Source organism: Haemophilus aegyptius (assembly GCF_900475885.1).
GTDB lineage: Bacteria > Pseudomonadota > Gammaproteobacteria > Enterobacterales > Pasteurellaceae > Haemophilus > Haemophilus influenzae.
In genome coordinates this window covers 246,827-268,087 of record NZ_LS483429.1, presented here as the reverse complement: position 1 = coordinate 268,087, position 21,261 = coordinate 246,827, and the positions used below count along the sequence as shown (strand labels likewise).

Sequence of the window (21,261 nt, the reverse complement as noted above, 5' to 3'; positions counted from 1 at the left end):
TGTCAGGCAGTAGCCAATAACGATAACGCCTCGATAGCTCAGTCGGTAGAGCAGGGGATTGAAAATCCCCGTGTCGGTGGTTCGATTCCGCCTCGAGGCACCATTTCCTCCTTAGTTCAGTCGGTAGAACGGTGGACTGTTAATCCATATGTCGCAGGTTCGAGTCCCGCAGGAGGAGCCAAATTTAAAAAAGCCGCTAAAGAGATTTAGCGGCTTTTTGCTTTCTTATATATAAAATATATAATCTTCTCTAGTCTTGTAACTATAACTAGGCATCAAAATTCAAAATGGCGTATCAATGAGCGAGAGCCTTCTTATTTTTGATGTTAGCAAGCGACCTAAGTCGCTTGCGTTTAACTTAAAGAAGAAAAATGAATCGGCTTTTATTTTGGAATAGATTTATTTTTCACGATCATCGATGGTTTGCAGCAAATAATTTCCCTCTGCATCAGCAAGACTGCGGAAACCTACATTCGTGATTTTGTAGGGATACTTTGTTCGATAAGTAAAGTTTTCGTGATGATGTCCGTGGAATACTAGCTTAACCCCCATCTTCATTGCCAAATCATTAATTACTTGGAAACCCATCGGATGTGGTTTAGGGGCTTCGTGACAAATCAACACATCTGCTTGTTGGTTTTCTAAGATTTCAATATCTGATGGAAAAATTGACGTGCGATGACGCAAAGGCACACCGCCTCGCCAAATCTTCTCCTGTGGGCTATATTGGCAATAATGAATAGGATCAAAAAACATGGGGCGATTTGGTGGCATCCAAATTTGCCCACGGAATACACCTCCTAATCCCGCAATGCGAGTTCCTTGAATATCAACTACGCGATTGTGTAAATTGCGTGATTGCCACTTAGAACCCCAAATTGCATTAAAAGCACTAATGGTTTTGCTATCATGATTTCCATGAATAAACCAAATATCACAATGTTGCGCAAGTTTATCCAACTCATCTGCTGTCGTGAGCTGTAAATCGCCTAAAATTATGAGTGCGACATTCTCCTGTTCGCTCACAAAAGGGTAAATATGATCGTAGCTTCCGTGTGGATCACCGGCAAATAAGATCATTGATGTTTTCCTTTTATAACAAATGGACTATTTTGCAATTCACTGATTTCTTCTTCATTTAACACTTTCTCAATGACTGCTTTAACTTGGTTATAGCGATCAAGATAACTTGGCGATTCAATCTCTATATAAGGAACTTTATATTTATCTAACAGTTTTTTGAGTAGTTGTTGAAATTGTTGGCGCTGCTTTTGTGAACCTAAACTGCGCAAGCCATCATCCACCCATTCAGTATTATTTTTAAGCAAAATGGTGACATCGAAGGGATATTCTTTAATCATCGAATCTAAAAATGGATGGGCTTTTCCTTCATATTGAATGCAGAACGCTTGCGTGGTGATGAAATCCGTATCTATAAATGCAATTTTATGTGCATGGCGCACAGCATAATCAATGTATCGTTGATGACCAAGTGCCATTTGCGGATAGTCAGAATATTGCATCGCTTGCTCGTCGCCACCTAATTTTTCAAATACAAATTCACGTCCATATTCCCAAGCGGAAGTTGTGTTAAATACGGCGGCTAACTTATTAACTAGCACGCTTTTACCACTACTTTCTCCGCCTAAAATTGCCACAGTTTTGGCAAAGAAAGGACGAACTTCTTTCGGAATAAATTTCCAATATTGGAATGGTGTGGTGCGAATTTTGGTGGCGGACACATTAAAGAAAGTGCGGTCGGGATCGACTAACGATACTTCTAAACCTAAGTATTTCTCGTAAGGTGCTTTGTCTTGAGGTTCGCTACTAAATACGATTGAAGGTTCAAAATGTTTTTCATGAAATAGGGTTTTAACCGCTTCACTCCAAGATTGCCAGCCGTTTGGATAACTTGGAATACCGTCTTCAATCAAATGATGAATAAAAATCTGATTTTTTTGATATTTGAAAATTTGCTGCATCCAACGCAAGCGATCCTGAACGGTTGGCATGCGTTTCATTTTACTATCGTAAAATAATTTCAAATCTCGCACCGTATCACTACACACGATAACGTGCAGTTCATCGACTTTACTGAACGCTTCATAAATCATATTTATATGACCTGTGTGTACAGGATAAAATTTCCCGAAAATGACACCGACTTTCTTCTCTTTTGTTTTTGACATAATCTGCTCTTGATAGCGTAAGAATTGAGTGTGTTTATTGTAGGCTAAATGAAAATATTTTTCACGTTCTGATTTAGTGCCTAGGTATTTTGCGTTATACTTAGCTCGCATTCTCAGGGCAGGGTGAAATTCCCTACCGGTGGTAAAGCCCACGAGCGTTTAAAAGTGCGGTCAATTTTTGGCAAATTTTTCTTGCTAAATTGTCCTGATTTTCACTTTTAAAGTCAGCAGATTTGGTGAAATTCCAAAGCCGACAGTAAAGTCTGGATGAAAGAGAATAAAACGAGTTGGGTTCCCAAATCGTTCATTTTATTTGCATTTCTCAGCCCTGATTCTGGTATTTAATTGAAATCTCAAATTAGGAAATTACTATGAATCAGTCAATTTTATCTCCATTCGGCAACACCGCTGAAGAACGCGTACTTAATGCAATTAATGCCTTTAAAAATGGAACTGGCGTATTAGTTTTAGATGATGAAGATCGTGAAAATGAAGGCGATTTAATTTTCCCAGCTGAAACAATCACGCCAGAACAAATGGCAAAATTAATTCGTTATGGCAGTGGCATTGTTTGTTTATGCATTACTGATGAACGTTGCCAACAACTCAATTTACCGCCAATGGTAGAACACAATAATAGCGTAAACAAAACGGCTTTTACTGTAACGATTGAAGCCGCAAAAGGTGTTTCTACTGGCGTATCTGCCGCAGACCGAGTCACAACCATTCAAACTGCGATTGCGGATAATGCTGTTCCGACAGATTTACATCGTCCTGGTCATGTTTTCCCACTTCGTGCAGCAAATGGTGGCGTACTTACCCGCCGTGGACATACTGAAGCTTCCGTTGATTTAGCGCGTCTGGCAGGATTTAAAGAAGCAGGCGTTATTTGTGAAATCACGAATGACGACGGCACAATGGCTCGCACCCCTGAGATTGTAGAATTTGCGAAAAAATTTGGTTATTCCGTGCTAACCATTGAAGATTTAGTTGAATATCGTTTAGCACATAATATTTAAAATGCAAAAGTGCGGTGAAAATTTCTATGATTTTTTTACCGCACTTTTTATATTATACTGTTCCAACTTTTTATTTATTTGGGTTACTTATTATGCATAATGCAGCTCAGCACAATTATGTTATCAGTTTAACTACTGAACAAAAACGCCGAAAACACATTACCGAAGAATTCGGTAAGCAGAATATTCCTTTCGAATTTTTTGATGCTATTACGCCCGACATTATTGAAGAAACCGCTAAAAAATTTAATATCACCTTTGATCGTTCATCAAAAGCAACTTTGTGTGATGCTGAGATAGCCTGTGCATTAAGCCATATTGTTTTATGGAATTTCGTTTTAGAAAATAATTTAGATTATATTAATATTTTTGAAGACGATATTTATTTGGGAGAAAATGCAAAAGAATTGTTGAATATTGATTATATACCTGAAGATACTGATATATTGAAGTTAGAAGCTCATGGAAAAATAATTTATGGAAAGTGTGAGCAAATAAAATGTAATATATAAGTTCGCAAAACTTTTTGCATAAAGTTGGGATTTATTTTGCATAAGCGTTTTAGTATTATGCAAAATAAATCACAGATTAAACCTAGACAAAAAACGCCCTTTAAATCATCATTAAAGGGCGTTTAAATTTTACACTTTAGATAAACCCACACAACATAACCGTTCCTAAAAAAGCAAGATAATTTCCTTTTCTTGTTTTTTCATTTAGTGAAATGGCATTACATATCTGCACTTATTTAGCCGTCCATACCTCCCCAGTCTAATTCGACCGCAGTCAGTCGTTTTGCCGCAATGATGACTTGCTATGCCTGCCGAAGAGAGTAATCCTGTGACCAACTTAAACAAGCACAGGAAACCACAAAATGACAAACTTTAGAATGAGAACCGAGCAAGAAATGATGATGGAATTAGCCCTTGTTGCCGTGAAAGAACACGACGGTTTTATTGCGGACGGTTCGCAATATTCACTACCTAACGGACGCGGGCAAACCTTTGTGTATAACACGGCGTTTTTAGATGTGCGGTTTGTGGAAGACGGGCATAAAGATTGTGTAGTCAGATTTACGTCCACACTTGCCCCTTTCGCCCCACCGTTTTATTGCTTGCTTTCCGAATTAGAAGACTAAAACAAAGGCTTCGTGATCACCCGAAGCCTTTTTCATAGCTAAAATTTATAGACTAAATTGTCCTCGTACGCCACTTGGTAGTTCAGCTTGGCATTGACCGTAATCCGTTTGGCGTTTTCAAACGCCTGCCAATTATCCACCTTATCTTCCAGCATATAATTCACAAAGCGAATAAACTCCGACTTCGTCGAGCTAAAGAACACATACGGTGGTCGCGTAATATTGACCAGTCGCAAGAAATCAATCAAATCAAAATAGGTGGCTTGTTTGTAGCTTTCCTGCTTGGTGCAAAGGTAAGGCGGATCTAATACAAACAACGCTTTCGGATCATTGCTAAACTTAGGCAAAAGCGTGTGGAATGATTCTTTCACAATCTCTACGCCGTCCAAATAGCCATCAGCCTTTGGATAATCAGACTGACGAATACAATGCCAGAAATTATGTTGGAATAAGTCATCAAGCGTTGCCACTTGTTGCCCACTGAACAATAACCAACTCGCTAAGCAATTTAGATCTTTATATCCTTTGAAGTTTTGAATAATTCTGATGCATTCTGCTTTACAATCCTTCGTCATACGTTTATTTTTTGACGTAGCGTTACCAACTACAGAGTAAAGCTCGGCTCGCAACCGGTTAATATCATCAATGTGTGCCAATCGCTCCGCATAGCCATCAAAATCATTGTAAATGACGCGGGCTTTCGGTTTTAACCGTTTGGCGGTGTGGCTTAATAAACCGCTTCCGCCAAATGTATCAATAATTATCCAGCCTTCGCCATCACCTTTAATATTCTCATTTAAAACTGTTTCAAAATGTTTAAGAAACATTCGTTTTTGTCCTATAAACGGCAACGGAGCTTGTTTAAAAGTATTTTGATTTGCCATAGTTTTTCCTTTCTATTCTATGGCGTTCCGATGCTCAAGGCATTCTGACACTCAAATCAAATTAACGTGTAGTATTAACGGTTTTGCAACGAGGGCATTTGATTTCTAAATAACCAACTATCCCCACTTTTGCCAATAATTTGTTACAAAATGTGCAACGGATTGCTTTAATTGACTGCATATATTTCTCCTAATCAAAAGATTTGTTACAATCCGCCCGCCTTGCGCAAGGTAGGCGGCGTATGGCTATATGCAGGCTCGTTCTGCGTAGCTGGTAACAACGAGCATTCCCAGTGCCGTTGTTATCGCCGTCTTTTCTTTATTGAATTAAACTTTGTGCAGGGTAAACGCTCCTTTTAACTTTTCTCTTTATTAAATATAGCCGCTAGTTGATTTGGGCTAAATCGCCAACCTCTCTCGCTACCGCAAATCGCATTAAAGCACCACTCACTGCAAAAATATTTTGAGCGTTTTTGTTTGATTCCAAGTACGATTCCTAGCGCACCCCACCAGTCATATTTCTTGCCTGAAGTGCGGTCAAAATAGGCTTTGATTTGTTCTTCAGTCACACCGTCAAGTGGGATTAAATCCCATTTGGTGTTATCGGACACATCAATCTGTTTGCAACGTACGCCGCCATCTTGTACTGATGAGGAGTAGCAGTCATATACTGTCGCATGCTCATAATGATGCCCATTGCCAAACTCAATACGCTCAATGGCAATCTCGCAGTGCGAGTATTTGCCCTTTGTGCAAAATCGAGTAATGCGGTCGGCTATCGCTTTGACTGGTTCTTTGCCCCAGTCTCGTTTGTGTTTGTACATCGCCAAATAGACCTTAGCCATTTTGATATTCCTCCATCAAGTTATCCATCTGCTTGATAATGTCATCATGGATTGATTGCAGTTGCTCAAGCGTGAGATTAGGGGCTTTAAGTTCATATTTGCGCATACGTTGATTAGCTAATTCAACCTGCAGTTTTTCGAGTCCTGCCGCTTGTGTCAAAATCAGGTTTGTGGCGGTCTTGTTATCCAGTCTTGCTCGTTGCGCAAAGTCTGAGATATATCGACTGCACTCGCCCTCATAATTTGCTGCTTTAAAGGCTTCTGCAGCAGCTTGGCGTTCACGGTACTCAGATTCAAACCTCGTCCAAGTGCTGTAAATTTTTGCCGCGTGCTTATCGATGTTGGCAACAAGGCGAGTTTGGGTTTCGGCTAAAAGTGCGGTTTGTTTTTCAGCTGAAATTTCCCACGTGAGTGTGTCAAGATTTAACTGGTGTGCTGCGCTAGGTTGCTGGTCAATTAAGATAGGATTGCCCGCTTTATCTACAATGATTTGCTTGCCTTGAGATTGTCCGCTTAACAATTGCTGATAATACTCATCAGTAATATTAATAGCACCCTCAGGAATTAAATTTACACCTTGTACTAAGAACCCATTTGTTTTTTTATCGTAGTAATACATAAGCTTTCTCCGTTAAAATCCTAATGCAAAATACATACTGTCATTGCGTTGGCTAATTACATAGAACCCACTATTTGTCATGCGTTGTCGATTTTCTACTGTTGTGCTATACGACCACACATTCGTAAATTCTGTAAGCCCAACAAAAAGTACCTTATTAGGAAAAGTGATTGGGAATGTAACAAGGCGTTGTTCGTTGGATACAAAGCCATGTCCTTTGTTAAATTTCCCCCATTGTAAAATCATCCCATTTGGCAATTTACACCATCCTGTTTCGGCTAGATTTTGACTAAATCCTTGGGTAATGGATTGTGTAACGATTTCTCTTACAGACTGATTAAAATCCGTAATCTGGCTCACGGTATGGGTATGATTACGGTCTGCTTTATCTTGTAATCCTTGTGCTAATCGCCCTGCATCAAGTGCACCAGTATTAGTTACCTCGCCGTGGGATTTAATCCAAAAGACCACATTATCAAAACTATTAAGGGCTTTGATGCATAATTTGAGGATGAGTGATTTAGGGCGAGTTTCATCGCCACCTGTTGCCATTTGAGAGGTGTCTTTTGGGGACACAAAGCCATTATCTCCATCTGCATTGTCATAACCAAGGGTGCTCCACAAATCTGAAGACTGAGCAAATGTTGTATAATCAAAATACGAATTATTCCGTCCTTGACTTGAGTGATTAAACCAAGAATCGTAGTCTATCGGTACTCTATGCACATGTCGTTTTAACTCATCCTCTTGTATTTGCCCCACAGACAAGCCATTCCCCGCATTACGCAAAAATCTATCTGCTACTTTGGGCACGCGTTCAATGGAGCCATATTTACCAACTAAGTGACGATATAATTCGGGGTAACGTTGTTCGGTAACTTGGGTGGCAATCTCGTCAAAGGCAATCCAGCCTGCAGGGATATTATCCACGGCAAAATAAGCCGTCATGCCCACATCGCTACGGGTTAAATCTGGGAGTATGTTGCTGTTGCCCAAAGTGCGGTATAAATCGGGAAAGGTTTGTTGGCTGAATGTTGAACCATCAGCACGTAAAAAACCAACGGGATTGGTTACCGCACGGGGAAATGACACGACGGCACCAATAGGCACGCCGTCGCCGCCTGCATCTTTCCATTCTGACCAATTTGAACCATTAAAAAAGCGTGTTTTGATTTTGTTGTCATTCGCTTTACGTGCAATTTGACGCACCGCATTTGTTGCTCCACCGCTAACTACTTCAATATGCCATTCCCCATTTTCAGGAAGATTTTGACCGCTTGCTAAGTAATAATTGCCATCGGTTTTATAGCCATTGGCATCGCCTTGCCCTTGTTCTACTTTGAAATTCCCAATACCATAGCCTGCAAGTGTATCAGGCTTGTCTTCAATATCCGTATTAAATTGCGGTTTTGCCCCCTCGTGGTAGATTTTATTACGTTTGTAGGTAAAATCGCCGTTAGCGTGCATACGAAGTGTGCCAATCTCTCGGTTGCTTGATTTATATTCGAACCAGCAATCGCCATTGTTTGCTCCGATATTTAAATGGTCTCCGTATGAAGCATAATGCGGGTTGTCTGAAATACGGATGTTTCTTTTTGCCACAATACGATTTTCAAAGGTTTTCTCGCCATTAATGCTTTCGTTACCATTTAAACCAACCTTTCCATCTGCGGTAGTTTTGGCGTCTACTGCTTTGTCATAGGCGGTTTTAACCGCTTTTGAGGTTGCCGCTTTGGTTTCGCTGTTGCTGTTAGTAGACGAACTAAGCTGAACTTCGCCTTTTTGAGTTAAACTTGCCGTCTTTCGGTTATCATCAATAATCTTCACAATCGCTTGATATAACTGCGTTTGTGTTTCTGCCTTCGGGGTAAATCCCGCTTTTTGCAACACATAATGCGCTTCCGCTTGTACATCGCGTACTCGGTCTTGCAAATTATTAAGCCACGTATCGGTTACTCGCGTGCCTTGTTCGCCTGTTGCTGGATTACCATTGTGAAAAAGTCCATCATTGGAATCAATTTGAGGCATTAAACTTTTCATATATTAAGATCCTGTTTGATAAGCAAAATAACAGTAAGTATGTGCAGGTTTTAAATCTCGGAAGAACTCCTCAATAATTGGGTCGCCAAATTCCACTAAATGATTACCTGCAAAGGAACTACCTGCGCGAAAATACACAATATTGTCATCCCCATTAACCACCGATACTCGCCACATAAAAATCAAGTTATCACGCTCTTCGTTGCGAAATTGAACCAAATCTCCCGTCATTGGTAAATCATTCGCAAGGGGAGAAAACTCTTTAATTTCGATGTGATATCCAATACTTTCCGCAATCCGTTTAAAATAGGGAATGGATAAGCCCCCAATCGCATTTAACTTGGCAATGACACGTTTTACTCGTGCTTGATAGTTATTGCTATAATCTGTTTTTATGTCGCATAAACGTTCCCAATCAGACAACATCGTATTGGAGGTGGAGGGTTCAATAATTTGCAATAAATCCACCGCACTTTTTTGTAATCGGTCAAAGGCATTACCATCCACCTCACACTGTGCTAAAAAACGCTCTCCATTTACGTCGTATGAAACAGGCGGATAAAGTTTTGCTAACACCTTTTTGTGGTCAGTTTGCATCATGCCATCTCCGTAACGGTGATTTGACCTAACCGAAACCACTCAATTTTTGTACGCACATCCGCTTTTAGATTAGTGATAGGTGCCGTAAACTTACGATCAACCACACCGACCAAGTTATTTACTACCGCTTCACATTGCGACACAATCAAATCATCGCCTGGGATTAGCGTATTAAAATAATCCGCAAGTGCGGTAGAAATCGCTGCCTTAATTTCGGGTAAGGTCACGCCACTGATTTTTACCTGAATATTAAAATTGACTTTTGTTACATCAGGTTTCACGACTTTGCTTTCACGAGCGGTTACTGGACGCACATCGTCAATATATTCTTGGCAGCGACGTATTGTTTCATCGCTTGGCACATCGTTATTTGATGTGATCGCAATATCTACCGTACCAAGTCCACGACGCAACGGGTAAACATAAGCCGCATCCACGCCATCCACCGATAACGCCCATGTACGATAGTCATAACGATTACCCCCAGCAGGTGGTCGGCGAATAATCTCAAGCAAACGTTCGAGCAAAGACGCATCGCTTTCTGAATCCGTTGCACCAATTACATCATTTAGCACCACATCGGATTGCACGCCTAAAGGTGCCGCCATAAAGTTTGCTTTTGTCGCAGTTTTAATATTTTGGCTAGCACCCGTCGCAAGACTTCGCACGGCAACAACGGCAGAACCGCTTACAGAAATCACCGCACTTTCGGTGGTTTCATAAAATCGGTTATCGTCTGTTTTAATTTGTAATCCCGCTTTAAGTACTGCATCAGGGGTACCAGTTACAGTTGCACCGCGCCCACTGGCATAAGTCGCATTACGACGGCGAATACCACGCAAACCCGCATGTTTTTCAAGAAAATCCGTGTCGGCAGTATCCGGGAAGAATTGTTTAATAATCCATTTTTGATGGGCATAAATACCTTCCGCTACGGCAGCAAGGCTACTGGCACGTGCATAATAGTCACTATCTATGCTCACATCAGCACTCGGTTCTAATGACTGCACATCGCGCAAAATCGCTTGACGAATATCTTCTAAACTCGGCACAATAAACATGGTTTAAACCCTTTTTAAATGACTTTTACCGGGTGTTTAAAATGATAGGTTTCGCCCCGGTTATCTCGGATGGATATATCTAAAATCAATACACCGTTATGTGGTTGGGTATGATTGACAATAATTTCGTCCACACGTCCATCATCAATCAAGGGTTGCAAGGCTTCTTCGGCATATTGTTGTGCAATTAAACCTATGCGCGACACATCTTTTTCGCACGGAATAAGATGGAGCAGAGAGCCTACACGCCCATCTGCCCACCAAGTGCCTAATGGTGTGGTCAATCTGATATACGCTGCATTGGCAAGCGTACTGATTTGTTTACTTGTATAGTCCCCGGTAAACGGGCTGATCTCTCTGTCCATATTGACAGGATAAGATAAGAGGTAAAAAGAAAGGAGATGCAGGGTTTCAGCATCTCCTTTAAGGTTAGATTATTCAGGTTTACTGGTTTTTCCTCCGCTATCGCCAGTATGTTTGTGGTTCCTTAACGAAATTGTACCAGCTTCCACATCGCCGTCAGTCGTAAAGCTACCGCCACGTTGTTCTACATTACCAGTAAAGCTCGCACCACTGCCACCTTGCACAGCCATACCACCATTACCATTGATTTGCCCTTGGGCAGTAAAGACCTGATCGGTTTCAACCAGTGGACTTGATATATCCACTTTTGTTGCAGCGTTAATCTTTAATACATCACAATCAATCTCAATTAACCGCCCCTTTTTTAATACAATGCTAGAGCCACTTTCATCATAAACGGCCACTTCGCCACCTTGCAGATTTTTCACGCGGAAAGAACCGTTCTCGGTTGCAATCACAATACCGTGGGTAGTTTGTCCGCCAATGGGTAAAATCACTGCTTGCGTATTTGCTGGAGGCACAGAAGTAAAGCCAAACTGCTGCATCAACTCTACATCTTGTAAGGTTTCATCCGCAAGCCCTGAAGCTTGCACTTTTTGAATATTGTCCGCACTTTTTACTAAGTGCAGCACACCTCGAAAGGCTTGACGGATTTCCTCTGCCGCACCTTGCGCCTTTTGTTGAATGACTTTGCTTAATCGTCTCATTTTGTCCCCTTAATTCGCAGCCACCCAGCTGCCATGTCCGTTAGTAGCCATTAATTTTTTACCCTTACGCTTACGTGCTTTTTCTGCTTTTGCGTTGTAAGCGTCCGGTGTCCAAATGCCATCTTGTTTAAAGCGTAGTTCCGTTTGTGTGCCAGCGTTTCGGCTCAGCATAAAACGTCGCCCCATTAAAAAGAAAATGGCATCAATAGCATATTCCTCGCAAATTACATGCACACGTTGCCCTGGTTGCCATAATGTACCGTCTTGCATTTTGTGATCGGGTACAACGATAGTAAGGGTAAAACCTTCTAGCATACTGTCCGCAATGTATTTTTTCGCCCATTTTTGCAAGGCTTCCAAGTTATCCACATCAGATACCACCACAGTTTTCGGCTTGTAGGTAGTCATTTCAGGATCGTGATAAACCCATTTCAGATCGTTTTTGTTATCTTGTCCTTGCTTGCCGTGGCTTTGTGCCAAAAATGTTACTTCGCTAAACCGATTCGACACATCAAACGTTAAATCCGCCTGCTCAAAGTTGTTTCGTTTGCCGTCTTTCATGCAACACAAGGTCGCCACAGGTGGTGTGCTGTAATCCGCACCGCCCACAATTAGCTCTCCATTTGGCTCAAACCACAAGTGCAAGCCTGCCGAGTTCGCACAACGCATTGCCGCATTCCAAGCTGTTTCGCCTACGTCAATATCGACTTTATCTAATGTTGGATTATTTTCCGCACGCAATGCCACTTTTTTAATGCCAAGCGGTTCGACAATCTTTTTCACCGCATCCAACATGGTCAAGCCTTTTACATTGGTGATTGGGGCAGAGCAATCCACAAGGATACTCGCACGGTCGCGCCCATTGAGGCTATAAGTGCGGTTAGTTTTACTAATAGTATGCTGTGTCGTATCCACGATGCCTGTCATTACCAGCTCGCCATTAATACGCACTTTCACTTCTGCTCCCGAAAAATCAGGTAAAACTGTGCTATTTGAAGGCACGCCCAAATCAAATTTAAAGGCATCGGCAGGGATTAAAAAGTCACTATCAATATCATAACTCTTCCAGCTATTGTGGGCTTTACCGTCCACTTCCAACGTAACATCATTTTCATAAGGGTAATTATTTGACATAGCTGTTTAACCACTCCCCACGCTCAACAAAATTCGGATAACGGATCTGCGGATTCAATCTTAATAATTCATCTGCACGTTTGTAATCCTGATAAAATGCATGTGCAATCTGTTGCACAGTACCGCTAAATGGTACCTCACGCACCATTAAAGGCGGTTTACGATTAATTGCCGCAAGGGCAAGTTGAGTAAACTTATGCGCTTTATTGCGTAATTGCTCTGCCGTATTGTGCGCAGCCGTATAAAAACTCGTATTAGGTGTGCTTAATACCGTGATATTTTCCCCACGATGTTCATCGTCTGCTTGTTTGCGTAACAATTGTAAATTATCCATAATTTGTGACCGCACTTGAGTCGTGATGTAATCAATATCCTGTGGCAATAAATCATCCTCCTCTACCAATTCAGTGGCAATACGCAACAAAGCAACACTAGAGGCTAACTGCATCATTAAATGCACAGATTCAGTATCATCCTTACTAAAAGAGGTCGTTAATGATTTCAATGCTGCTTGTTCTTTGGCAGATTTAATATTCTTACCGCTTACCAAATCTGCAGGAATATGCTTAATTTGACGTATTGTGCGGAGTACCTCATCAAATTTTGCACGCAGGGTTAAGTCCTTGCGCGCAGCAATTTGGCGCAACCCCGAATCAATCATTGTCACCAAATCACGCACAGCACGGCTAGATTTTGCTTTAAAGTTATCTTTTGACACCACGGAAGACACATGATATTTAGTTTTATCAAACCCAAATAAACTACGAATTTGCTCAAAGCAACCAACTAATGTTCCCCATATACCCATCAAACGAGAAGCGACATTCATCACAAAAGCTACAGATTCCATGACTTGAGCATACAACTCCATCACATCATCAATAAAATCTTCCAGTTCTGATAACAGTTCATCAATTTTTGCCAGCAATGAAAACTGGAATACAAAAATCGGTTTAGCTGGCGTAGATTCGATAAAAGTCAAATCTAACGCCACATAATCAATCATCTCCGCTTCGTGGTGAAAACTCGCCCCGGTGCAAATCATATTTTGCAAACGCCCACGAATCGGATGCACTAATGTTGCCGCACCTGATTTTTGTAACACGCTTAAAAACTTCTTAAAGTCCGTGTAATAACCTGGTCCATAAAATACGGCTTGCATACGCACGGTTAATGGATTTAACCCCAAATCTTCCACGTCTGCACCATTGACGAAAGGATAAGCATGCTCAATGGTCGAGCGATAGACATCATCATCCACCGAAAGCACATCAAAACGCACGCCACGAAAACTCGCACGTTGCACAGGCATTGTCCAACCAGCCATCTTTTACCCCCGTTTTAAGTCTTGATATTGATACTGAGACGTTTGTTCAGCCACAATCCGTCCGTCTAAATCCACCTTGATTTCGTTTTGAATCGTGAAATTTTGGCTTTCAATGGCGGTTTTTAATCCGTCGCTAATGGTTTGCCCAAAATGCTGAAAATCAGCTTGATAGTTAGCCAAGCTAGATAAATCTCCCAGTGTGAGACTTAAAGCGGAGTCGGTGTCATTAGCCGCTACAGCTAAGCCTGAATAGCCTTTCCCCTGATTGCGAATGTCCGCAATTTTCACCGCACTTTGGCGCGTGCGCTCATCATATTGAGCTTGCGTGAGTGTGCCTCGCTCAAGGCGTAAAGCGGCAACTTCATCTTTACGTGCAATTTCAGCCACTTCGCCCGAGCGAGAAGCCGTCCTCCAGACTGAGTTTTTGTTATAACCGAAACCTTGCGGTGCGTAATGGGTTGTGGTCGGTTTATTGCCACCGTAAGCATTGGCATAAAATTGGTTTTCTAACTGCTTTTCTTGCACAGTTTTGGCTTCGGCTTTTTCTTCAACCTTCGCTTCTTCCGTTGTACGTTGTTCTCCAGCAATCATTAAACCACTGGTAAAAAGTGCCCCTGCACTAAGAATACTGCCTAACTTACCGCCCCCTTTAATTTTTAAACCGTTTTTCCCTTTCCCTAGATTGCCAGCAACATCTGCTACATCACTAAGCCCAACTCCACCTCGTTTAACGCCCAATAATGCTAATGCACCACTAGCCGCAATCGCAGCCGTACTTAATGCTGTAATAACAGTGCCAGCTGTAGTCAGTGTAGAGGTTAAATCAGGATAGGCTTTCGCATATTCAGCCAGTTTTATAGCCGCATCGCCAAGTGCATTATTAAAACTTTTCATGCCTTCCATTTGTGCAAATTCAACTGCATTTTTAGCTTGTTCTACTTTTGCACTATTAGTTGATATCACAACTTTATGGGACTTATCTGTAGCACCGTCAGAATTCGTGACTTCTTCTTTTACTTGCTTGCCTAGTTCAACATTGTTGCGAATCCCAAGAAGTGCCATTAAGGCTTGACGGTCAGAAATAATCTGCCCAATGGCCGTACCTTCTACTAAGTTTGTCATTTGTTCTATTAAGGATTGCTGTTCTTCTTTTTTAGCTGTTTTCAATTTTGCTTTTAAGGCTTGATAACGTTTATCTTCTCCTACAACCATATCCATAATAGAACCAAAGGCCTCAATAGAATTTTTACCTTGTTTCTTCTCATTCTCCATTGATTTAATAAAATCAATGCCGTGGGTTTTGCCATCTTTGCCTTTAATTTCTAATTTAGAAAAACGATCTGCAGTCTCTTTAGACGTAAGTTTGGCGAGTAAATTAACCAGGTTATTCCCCGCTTCATCGCTTGTCCCTGCGGTAACACGCGCTTGTTGGTTTGCGACTAATAATGCTTCAAAGCCATCCATGCCCGAAAGCCCAGCCGATTTAGCTGCCGCCATTTGTTGTGGAAGCCAACGTGCCATATCGGAAAGTTCAAAGTTACCCGCTTGCCCAGCAGCCACAGCCTTATCTAATACCGCACCAATTTGATCTTCGCTGATGCCAAATTGCTGCATAGCGGAAATTGCAATCGCCGATAAATCTTCTGTACTTGCACCTGTTGCTACTGCACCTTTTTGTAAAGTAGGCAATAACTTCATTGCGGTTTCAGCTTTCACAGTACCGGAGGCTAATAACTTATCCAATGCGCCCAAGGCTTCTTCTTTCGTCCCTCCTCCAGTTTCTACTGCACTTTTCACCGCATCATGTAATTCTTTCTTTCCTGCAATTCGCCCAGCTACGTCTCGGTCGGAGAAGGCAGTATTGGATACCATCGCCAAGCGTCGGTCATAGTCCATTTCCTTTTTCATGGGTTGCGCCATTACCATAGCTCCAGCCGCCATGCCTGCGCCCACACTAGCAATGGCAGTTCCAACATTGCCTAATCGTTGCCCCCACGTGGTTTTCCCCATTTCTGCATTAAGCCCAGCAATTTTTGAGCGCGTCGCTTCAGCCGCACGGGCTAATTCGCGACTAGTGGCTGTGCCACTACGTTTTAATCGGTTATAAGCGGCAATGGTATGATTAATTTCTTGTTGGATTTTATGTTCACTTCGCACGCCTAACCTTTCACGCGCTTGAGCCATAGCACGTGTGCTTTGCGTAATCTGCGATTGCGCTCGTCGAAACACACGACTTGCTTGGTCTTGCGCTTTCAGCTTCAACGCTAAATTCAACTCAGCCATTTTTAAACCCTCTTTAAACTCATTTTAAATCCACAAAAAAAGGGGCTTACTGATCTGCACCCCAAAAGTTGGACTAAACAACCAACTCACTAAGGTGTAGATTTTTTATGACCAAATACAATTTTCTTTTCAAGCAACAAGTCATCGAATTTTATCTTCAAAATGGTAAAAATAGTTCACTTACCCGCAGGCATTTTCAACTTGCCGAAACAACATTAGAACGTTGGATTAACCAATTTAATCATAGTGGAATCAATGGGCTAGCGGTGCTGGGTAAGAAGCGAAATTACTCACCTGAATTTAAACTTAACGTGATACAAGCGGTTAAAAATGGGAAATTTTCTGCAGAAGCCGCTTGCTTACATTTTGGTATTGCCAATGCAGGTGTTGTTAGCCAATGGTTGAAAGCCTTTGAAAAACAAGGTATAAACGGCTTAATCCCCAAACCTAAAGGTCGCCCAACCATGAAACTCCAATACCCTAAAATGCCGCCTAAACCGAAAACACGAGAGGAAGAACTAGAATTGGAAAATCTCCGACTACGTGCGGAGAACGCAATCCTAAAAAAGTTGCAAGAGCTCAACCAACAAAAAATGCAGAAAAAGCCGCTATCGTAAAGGCATTACGCATTCATTTTCCGCTGCCCATTTTATTAGATTTAATCGGCTTGGCACGCAGTGTTTTCTTCTATCACTTGAAGACGAAAAACGATAAAAATGTAGCACTCTCACAAGAAATCGCCACTATTTATCATGATAATCACGGAAACTACGGTTATCGCCGAGTGACGTTTAAGCTAAGAGAAACCATTAAAATTAACCATAAAAAAGTGCAACGTATTATGCAATGGTTGGGGCTTAAGGGAAAATGCAAGACACAAAAATATCGTTCTTATCAAGGTGAAGTCGGGCATATTGCGGATAATCTGTTACAACGCGATTTTACGGCAACACAGCCTAATGAAAAATGGGCAACCGACATTACCGAATTTAAGTGCGCTGAAGGCAAGCTCTATTTATCCCCAATTAAGGATTTATTTAACAATGAAATTATTGCTTATGATTTAGCGCGAAGCCCGAACTTTGAGCAAATTACCCGAATGATGAAACAAGCTGTAGCAAGGCTTGAAGGCGCAAAACCGATTTTACATTCCGACCAAGGTTGGCAGTATCAGATGATAGGTTATCAAAACATACTCAGGGAGAATGGCATTCAACAAAGTATGTCAAGGAAGGGGAATTGTTTAGATAATAGTGCGATGGAAAGCTTCTTTGGGCGATTAAAAACGGAATGTTATTACGGCAAACGATTTGAGACGTTCGAACAACTGGAAAAAACGATCCATGAATATATTCATTATTACAACCATGAGCGCATTCAGGGGAAACTAAAAGGACTCAGCCCTGTGAATTACAGAACTCAGTCCTTGAACTAAATCAGTCTAACTTTTTGGGGTCAGATCATACGCCCCCTTAGTTTTACGACGCATAAGGTTGTAATGCACCGTGTCGCCTTTTTCTGACTGAGTTTTAATACCTTGCGAATATTGCCAACTTGCCACCCACGCAGCAACTTCAGCGTGACACATTGCTCGTACTTCTTCAGCAGTAAACCCAAATTTAGCCAATAAAATAACCGCACTTCGGTAATTCTTCTCGGCATCAAACACACCGTAATGTTGTTTTATTCGGTTTCGGCTTTGCTCGGGCTTTCCCCAGCGTCGATGTGCTTTTTTCGCAGTTCTGCGATAGCTTGCGTAATCAGCACATAATCATCCGTGGCAAGGTTATCCAGTAAAAACTGTGGCGTGAGCTTATCTTGCGCAATACCGATAATATCAAGCTGTTCAGATAAATAAGCCAAATCCACGAGCATTTGCTCCGCTTTCGTGAGGTTTTCTTTCTCATCTAAACCAAGCTCGGCGACTTTCTCAAGGGCAGCACATTCGCCACCCAAGGTTAGTAATCGCACGTCAAAGTCAAAATAACGCTTGTCTTCATAAGAGATACCAAGAAGTAAACGCATTATTCTTTTACCTCTTTAAGCGCATTCATCTGGATATCAATAACGGCTTCGTTATCCACCGTGTATTTCTCGCCTACTTGGGTAGTAAAGCAGCCAAGGTAGGACGTACGCTTATCTTCTTGATTAAGCGGATATACCGTGATTTTCGCATCACTGATCCCCGCCCAATCAATTTCCGAACCATCCACTGGCATTGCTGCCGTCAATGATAATTCCCAAGTCGCAATGCCTTTGGCAAAACCACGTGCACGTCCTTCAGAGTTCATGGTTTTGACTAATTTACGCCCAGTTTGTTTTGTCACGTTTAAATCGGTAATTTCAATTTCCGTGCCGTCCACTTCAAGCACAGCCGAACCTGCATATTTTTCCATTTACGCCCCCTATAAAATTAAATCAATTCGGTTAGCGACAACGTGTAAGCCATTTACCACATCCGCTGGAATTGCCGTATCTAAACGATTTGGATCTTGGCCATTGCGCACAACAAGCAATTTACCCTTGTTCGCATCCACATTTTCTAAAATCTCTTGTTGCTCTAAACGATAGAGCACATCAAGGATTTCCGACCGCACTTTTGGTGGGGTGCGATTAGATAATTTCGCACGAGGGAAACGTAACTCAATACGCTGTTCAATCGCTTTACGCGTATAATCAAGTGTGCGAATTGTGGTTAAGTCTAACCACGCAGGATCATCTACATTCGCAGGTGACTTGGTATAAGTCGTAATGGCACGCATAATTTGCACACGATTATTTACCACTGTAATAGGGGTTAAACCGTGGAATAACGCCTGATTGACTTCGGTTTTTAACGGTGTTTGAGTGGCATCAACAGGGGTTAAACCTTTAATCTCAAGTGTATTTAACGGTTTAGCTGGGTCTTCTTCGCCTGCAATAACCGCCCCATATCCCGCAGCGATTAAGGCATTAGATTCCACCGCCCCTTTATACCAACCCACTGTAATACGGTTAGCATTAATTTTCTCGGTATAAGTGGTACCGCTTGCCAACGTACCATTAAAACCTAATACGCCAACACCTGGTTTTTTCTCAACAGGACTTGCTACCGACTCTAAATGTTCGCGCAAGGCTTTCGCATTTTTATCATCCGCAAAAGGGGAGATAATCACGTGATAGTGCTGACCAGCTACAGATGCTAATGCCGCTGCTAAATCGGCATTTTCGGCACCATTTGCAAAGGCAGAAACATTCACTGCCATATCATTTACGCTTAATGTGGCATTGACACTAATCTCATTGCCAATTTCGCCTTTACATTTTGCAGTAAGCGTAACAGTACCTTCATTGACTGTTGTACTGACAGGACAATATTCCCCCGCATTAATCACTGCATTTAAACGGGCGGCAATGTTGGCAGCAGTTTCCGATTTAGCAATTGCCACCGCATAATCAAGACCACCAATGATAACTTTAAGCACCCCTGCATTGCTTGCTGTGCCTGTTAGCGTAATGGTGCCAGTTGCCGCCACACCTGAATCACTCTCTTTTAAACCAATCACCGTTAAACGGATCATGGCATTATTTTGGATAGCAATACGCGCCATTAAGTGAGCCCAAGACCCAGCACCAAATGTATTTTTTGCATCTACATCCGAATAAATCGGTGTCGGTGCGCTAAATGCTTTTGTTGCATTTAACATCGGTGCCACAATTAAGACATTTTGCTCATTTGTTGGCAAAGTACTCACTGCATTGCGTGAGTTGTATTCTGTATAAACACCCGGTTTACGAAGACTCGTCGGGATATTATCAAAATCAATATTCGTTTCATCCATTGTCTTTCTCCTGTTCTTTGCGTGAACGTGTTTCTGTGATTACAATCAAATCGCCATCATTAATACGACGTTGATAATAAATCGACGGCTCTACCTCTACCGGTACTTGTTCAATATAGGTATAAGGCTGATGTTCCATCGGCACCTTAATGCCTATTGCTGCTTTCACTTTCATTTTGTGTCTCCACCTCAAACGGCACTGTGGCACCGCTTATTGGGTCATAAATGTTGTTACCAATACGTTCTAACATCGGATCTGGTGGCGATAGCTCGCCATGATAATGCGTAAACAGATAATCAGGATTTTTGCTATCCTGTGTCATTTCAGGATAACGGCCATCTTCTAACGGGCTTAAATCCTCATAGACTGCGTCATACTCAATCGCATAAGCCGTTATCGCCCCACCTTTAAAAGTGGCATTATTAAAGAGCGTGCGCACCCTAGTCGGTTTCAGTGGCTTGACTAATTGCCCTAAGGTTTGCGCATCTAACAAACGGCGTACGGCTGTAATCAACTGATTAACGCCCACCTCTCGTTTATCCGCTCCGCCTTGTCGTGCCGCAATATTGCTACGCAAGCTATTTACTGCCACGATAATGACAAAGTTTGCTGTGGATTGATGACGCTTCAAATTAGTGCCCATACGTTCGATACGTGCGCCCCCAAAAGTGACTAAACACATCGGCAAACGTGATGTCCCAAGACTTTCATCATCGAGCTCGCCACCGTAGCTTTTAACGGTATTGACTAAACGCCCTAAGCCACGCTGTAGGCGTTCTACAAGAGCATTTTCAATTTGAGTAATCACGCGCAAAAATCCTGTTTTTCGGATTAGTAAAAATCACACCATTGTCGTGTTCGTTGGCATCATTATTCTCTGTCGGTGGCAACCCCAGCGAAATCTTACCCACACTGATATCCTCAAGTTCTTTTAAACTTAATTTATAGCGTGTAATAATTTCTTCTGTAATCGTCACATGAGACATACTCGCTAAACGATAACGTGCCAAATCACAACAAAGTCGCACCAAGTTTTGTGGTACATTCACAAGAGGGAGGGTATAACGTGCTGCCAAATAACCATCAATTTGGCTTGAGCTATCAGACAATGCAATATCAAGCAAATTGTCATTAACTTGCCCAGTCAAATCGCGGTCGGTCAGCTCAATGGCTTGTACTTCCCCTACACGTAACACAAAATCTTCAGCACTGGCGTAATGCATCACTCAT

The 21,261-nt window shown here is 41.9% G+C and carries 23 protein-coding genes, 2 tRNA genes, 2 pseudogenes and 1 riboswitch; of the genes and pseudogenes, 6 read left to right on the top strand and 21 right to left on the bottom strand.

Annotated features, from left to right (window positions below; genetic code table 11):
- Nucleotides 1-27: 27 nt before the first annotated feature.
- Both DQN49_RS01455 and DQN49_RS01450 read left to right on the top strand, forming a co-directional pair.
- Nucleotides 28-103: transfer RNA gene (locus DQN49_RS01455), tRNA-Phe, on the top strand.
- Between the two features lie 2 nt (nt 104-105).
- Nucleotides 106-181 (top strand) — tRNA-Asn (locus tag DQN49_RS01450).
- A 218-nt stretch (nt 182-399) separates the two neighbouring features.
- Here the strand turns inward: DQN49_RS01450 and DQN49_RS01445 are convergent.
- Entirely contained in the window at nt 400-1,080 is a 681-nt protein-coding gene (locus tag DQN49_RS01445) for a metallophosphoesterase family protein (protein WP_006995414.1), read from the bottom strand.
- Nucleotides 1,077-2,318, bottom strand: a pseudogene (gene nadR, locus DQN49_RS01440) (multifunctional transcriptional regulator/nicotinamide-nucleotide adenylyltransferase/ribosylnicotinamide kinase NadR); the annotation flags it as partial. The pseudogene nadR and the gene DQN49_RS01445, both read right to left, overlap by 4 nt.
- Nucleotides 2,295-2,472, top strand: a riboswitch (FMN riboswitch). It overlaps the preceding pseudogene by 24 nt.
- Before the next feature lie 88 nt (nt 2,473-2,560).
- On the opposite strand from nadR, the gene ribB reads away from it, so the two are divergent.
- The 3 genes and pseudogenes from ribB to DQN49_RS01425 all read left to right on the top strand — a co-directional run bounded on the left by ribB (nt 2,561) and on the right by DQN49_RS01425 (nt 4,346).
- A complete protein-coding gene (gene ribB / locus DQN49_RS01435) occupies nt 2,561-3,208 on the top strand; it encodes a 3,4-dihydroxy-2-butanone-4-phosphate synthase (RefSeq protein ID WP_005666218.1) in 648 nt (215 codons plus the stop codon).
- A gap of 26 nt (nt 3,209-3,234) precedes the next feature.
- A pseudogene (locus DQN49_RS01430) lies at nt 3,235-3,714 on the top strand (glycosyltransferase family 25 protein); the annotation flags it as partial.
- A 368-nt stretch (nt 3,715-4,082) separates the two neighbouring features.
- A complete protein-coding gene (locus tag DQN49_RS01425) occupies nt 4,083-4,346 on the top strand; it encodes a hypothetical protein (RefSeq protein WP_005640694.1) in 264 nt (87 codons plus the stop codon).
- A gap of 38 nt (nt 4,347-4,384) precedes the next feature.
- On the opposite strand, the gene DQN49_RS01420 is transcribed toward DQN49_RS01425, so the two are convergent.
- The 12 genes from DQN49_RS01420 to DQN49_RS01365 all read right to left on the bottom strand — a co-directional run bounded on the left by DQN49_RS01420 (nt 4,385) and on the right by DQN49_RS01365 (nt 16,209).
- Nucleotides 4,385-5,230, bottom strand: coding sequence for a hypothetical protein (locus DQN49_RS01420; protein WP_005688922.1), 846 nt, complete (start codon nt 5,228-5,230; stop codon nt 4,385-4,387).
- 61 nt (nt 5,231-5,291) lie between these two features.
- A complete protein-coding gene (locus tag DQN49_RS01415) occupies nt 5,292-5,411 on the bottom strand; it encodes a Com family DNA-binding transcriptional regulator (protein WP_005641687.1) in 120 nt (39 codons plus the stop codon).
- 175 nt (nt 5,412-5,586) lie between these two features.
- Nucleotides 5,587-6,075 carry a hypothetical protein gene (locus DQN49_RS01410; RefSeq protein ID WP_006995417.1) on the bottom strand — a complete coding sequence of 163 codons (489 nt, stop codon included), beginning with the start codon at nt 6,073-6,075 and terminating at the stop codon, nt 5,587-5,589.
- Nucleotides 6,068-6,694, bottom strand: coding sequence for a hypothetical protein (locus tag DQN49_RS01405; RefSeq protein WP_006995418.1), 627 nt, complete (start codon nt 6,692-6,694; stop codon nt 6,068-6,070). The genes DQN49_RS01410 and DQN49_RS01405 overlap by 8 nt, the downstream gene beginning before the upstream one ends.
- A gap of 12 nt (nt 6,695-6,706) precedes the next feature.
- A complete protein-coding gene (locus DQN49_RS01400; RefSeq protein WP_006995419.1) occupies nt 6,707-8,734 on the bottom strand; it encodes a pyocin knob domain-containing protein in 2,028 nt (675 codons plus the stop codon).
- A 3-nt stretch (nt 8,735-8,737) separates the two neighbouring features.
- Complete coding sequence (locus DQN49_RS01395; protein ID WP_006995420.1) at nt 8,738-9,334, bottom strand: YmfQ family protein; 597 nt, start codon at nt 9,332-9,334, stop codon at nt 8,738-8,740.
- Complete coding sequence (locus DQN49_RS01390) at nt 9,331-10,395, bottom strand: baseplate J/gp47 family protein (RefSeq protein WP_006995421.1); 1,065 nt, start codon at nt 10,393-10,395, stop codon at nt 9,331-9,333. The genes DQN49_RS01395 and DQN49_RS01390 overlap by 4 nt, the downstream gene beginning before the upstream one ends.
- Before the next feature lie 14 nt (nt 10,396-10,409).
- Nucleotides 10,410-10,760 (bottom strand): phage GP46 family protein, encoded by a 351-nt coding sequence (locus DQN49_RS01385; RefSeq protein WP_006995422.1) that lies wholly within the window; start codon nt 10,758-10,760, stop codon nt 10,410-10,412.
- A 69-nt stretch (nt 10,761-10,829) separates the two neighbouring features.
- A complete protein-coding gene (locus tag DQN49_RS01380; RefSeq protein ID WP_006995423.1) occupies nt 10,830-11,465 on the bottom strand; it encodes a phage baseplate assembly protein V in 636 nt (211 codons plus the stop codon).
- A gap of 9 nt (nt 11,466-11,474) precedes the next feature.
- Nucleotides 11,475-12,599: a phage baseplate assembly protein gene (locus tag DQN49_RS01375; protein ID WP_006995424.1), complete on the bottom strand. Its 1,125-nt coding sequence runs from the start codon at nt 12,597-12,599 to the stop codon at nt 11,475-11,477.
- Nucleotides 12,589-13,926, bottom strand: coding sequence for a DNA circularization protein (locus tag DQN49_RS01370; RefSeq protein ID WP_006995425.1), 1,338 nt, complete (start codon nt 13,924-13,926; stop codon nt 12,589-12,591). Before DQN49_RS01370 ends, DQN49_RS01375 begins: the two co-directional genes overlap by 11 nt.
- A gap of 3 nt (nt 13,927-13,929) precedes the next feature.
- On the bottom strand, nt 13,930-16,209 hold the full coding sequence (locus DQN49_RS01365; protein WP_006995426.1) for a phage tail tape measure protein: 2,280 nt from the start codon (nt 16,207-16,209) through the stop codon (nt 13,930-13,932).
- A gap of 107 nt (nt 16,210-16,316) precedes the next feature.
- On the opposite strand from DQN49_RS01365, the gene DQN49_RS01360 reads away from it, so the two are divergent.
- A protein-coding gene (locus DQN49_RS01360; protein WP_111723549.1) for an IS3 family transposase occupies nt 16,317-17,644 on the top strand; the annotation gives its coding sequence in 2 pieces (ribosomal slippage) (nt 16,317-16,770 and nt 16,770-17,644; 1,329 coding nt in all).
- A 6-nt stretch (nt 17,645-17,650) separates the two neighbouring features.
- On the opposite strand, the gene DQN49_RS01355 is transcribed toward DQN49_RS01360, so the two are convergent.
- Genes DQN49_RS01355 through DQN49_RS01325 form a run of 7 tightly spaced genes read right to left on the bottom strand, consistent with a single transcriptional unit; the run spans nt 17,651 to nt 21,254 of the window.
- Nucleotides 17,651-17,878, bottom strand: a complete 228-nt coding sequence (locus DQN49_RS01355; RefSeq protein ID WP_111723547.1) for a hypothetical protein — start codon at nt 17,876-17,878, stop codon at nt 17,651-17,653.
- Between the two features lie 14 nt (nt 17,879-17,892).
- Nucleotides 17,893-18,234, bottom strand: coding sequence for a hypothetical protein (locus DQN49_RS01350; protein WP_006995428.1), 342 nt, complete (start codon nt 18,232-18,234; stop codon nt 17,893-17,895).
- Nucleotides 18,234-18,605, bottom strand: coding sequence for a hypothetical protein (locus tag DQN49_RS01345; RefSeq protein ID WP_005642621.1), 372 nt, complete (start codon nt 18,603-18,605; stop codon nt 18,234-18,236). Before DQN49_RS01345 ends, DQN49_RS01350 begins: the two co-directional genes overlap by 1 nt.
- A gap of 9 nt (nt 18,606-18,614) precedes the next feature.
- Nucleotides 18,615-20,030 carry a phage tail sheath subtilisin-like domain-containing protein gene (locus DQN49_RS01340; protein WP_006995429.1) on the bottom strand — a complete coding sequence of 472 codons (1,416 nt, stop codon included), beginning with the start codon at nt 20,028-20,030 and terminating at the stop codon, nt 18,615-18,617.
- Nucleotides 20,023-20,205: a DUF2635 domain-containing protein gene (locus DQN49_RS01335; RefSeq protein ID WP_006995430.1), complete on the bottom strand. Its 183-nt coding sequence runs from the start codon at nt 20,203-20,205 to the stop codon at nt 20,023-20,025. Before DQN49_RS01335 ends, DQN49_RS01340 begins: the two co-directional genes overlap by 8 nt.
- On the bottom strand, nt 20,177-20,839 hold the full coding sequence (locus DQN49_RS01330; RefSeq protein ID WP_065246955.1) for a DUF1834 family protein: 663 nt from the start codon (nt 20,837-20,839) through the stop codon (nt 20,177-20,179). The genes DQN49_RS01335 and DQN49_RS01330 overlap by 29 nt, the downstream gene beginning before the upstream one ends.
- Entirely contained in the window at nt 20,823-21,254 is a 432-nt protein-coding gene (locus DQN49_RS01325) for a gp436 family protein (RefSeq protein WP_006995433.1), read from the bottom strand. The genes DQN49_RS01330 and DQN49_RS01325 overlap by 17 nt, the downstream gene beginning before the upstream one ends.
- Nucleotides 21,255-21,261: the final 7 nt, after the last annotated feature.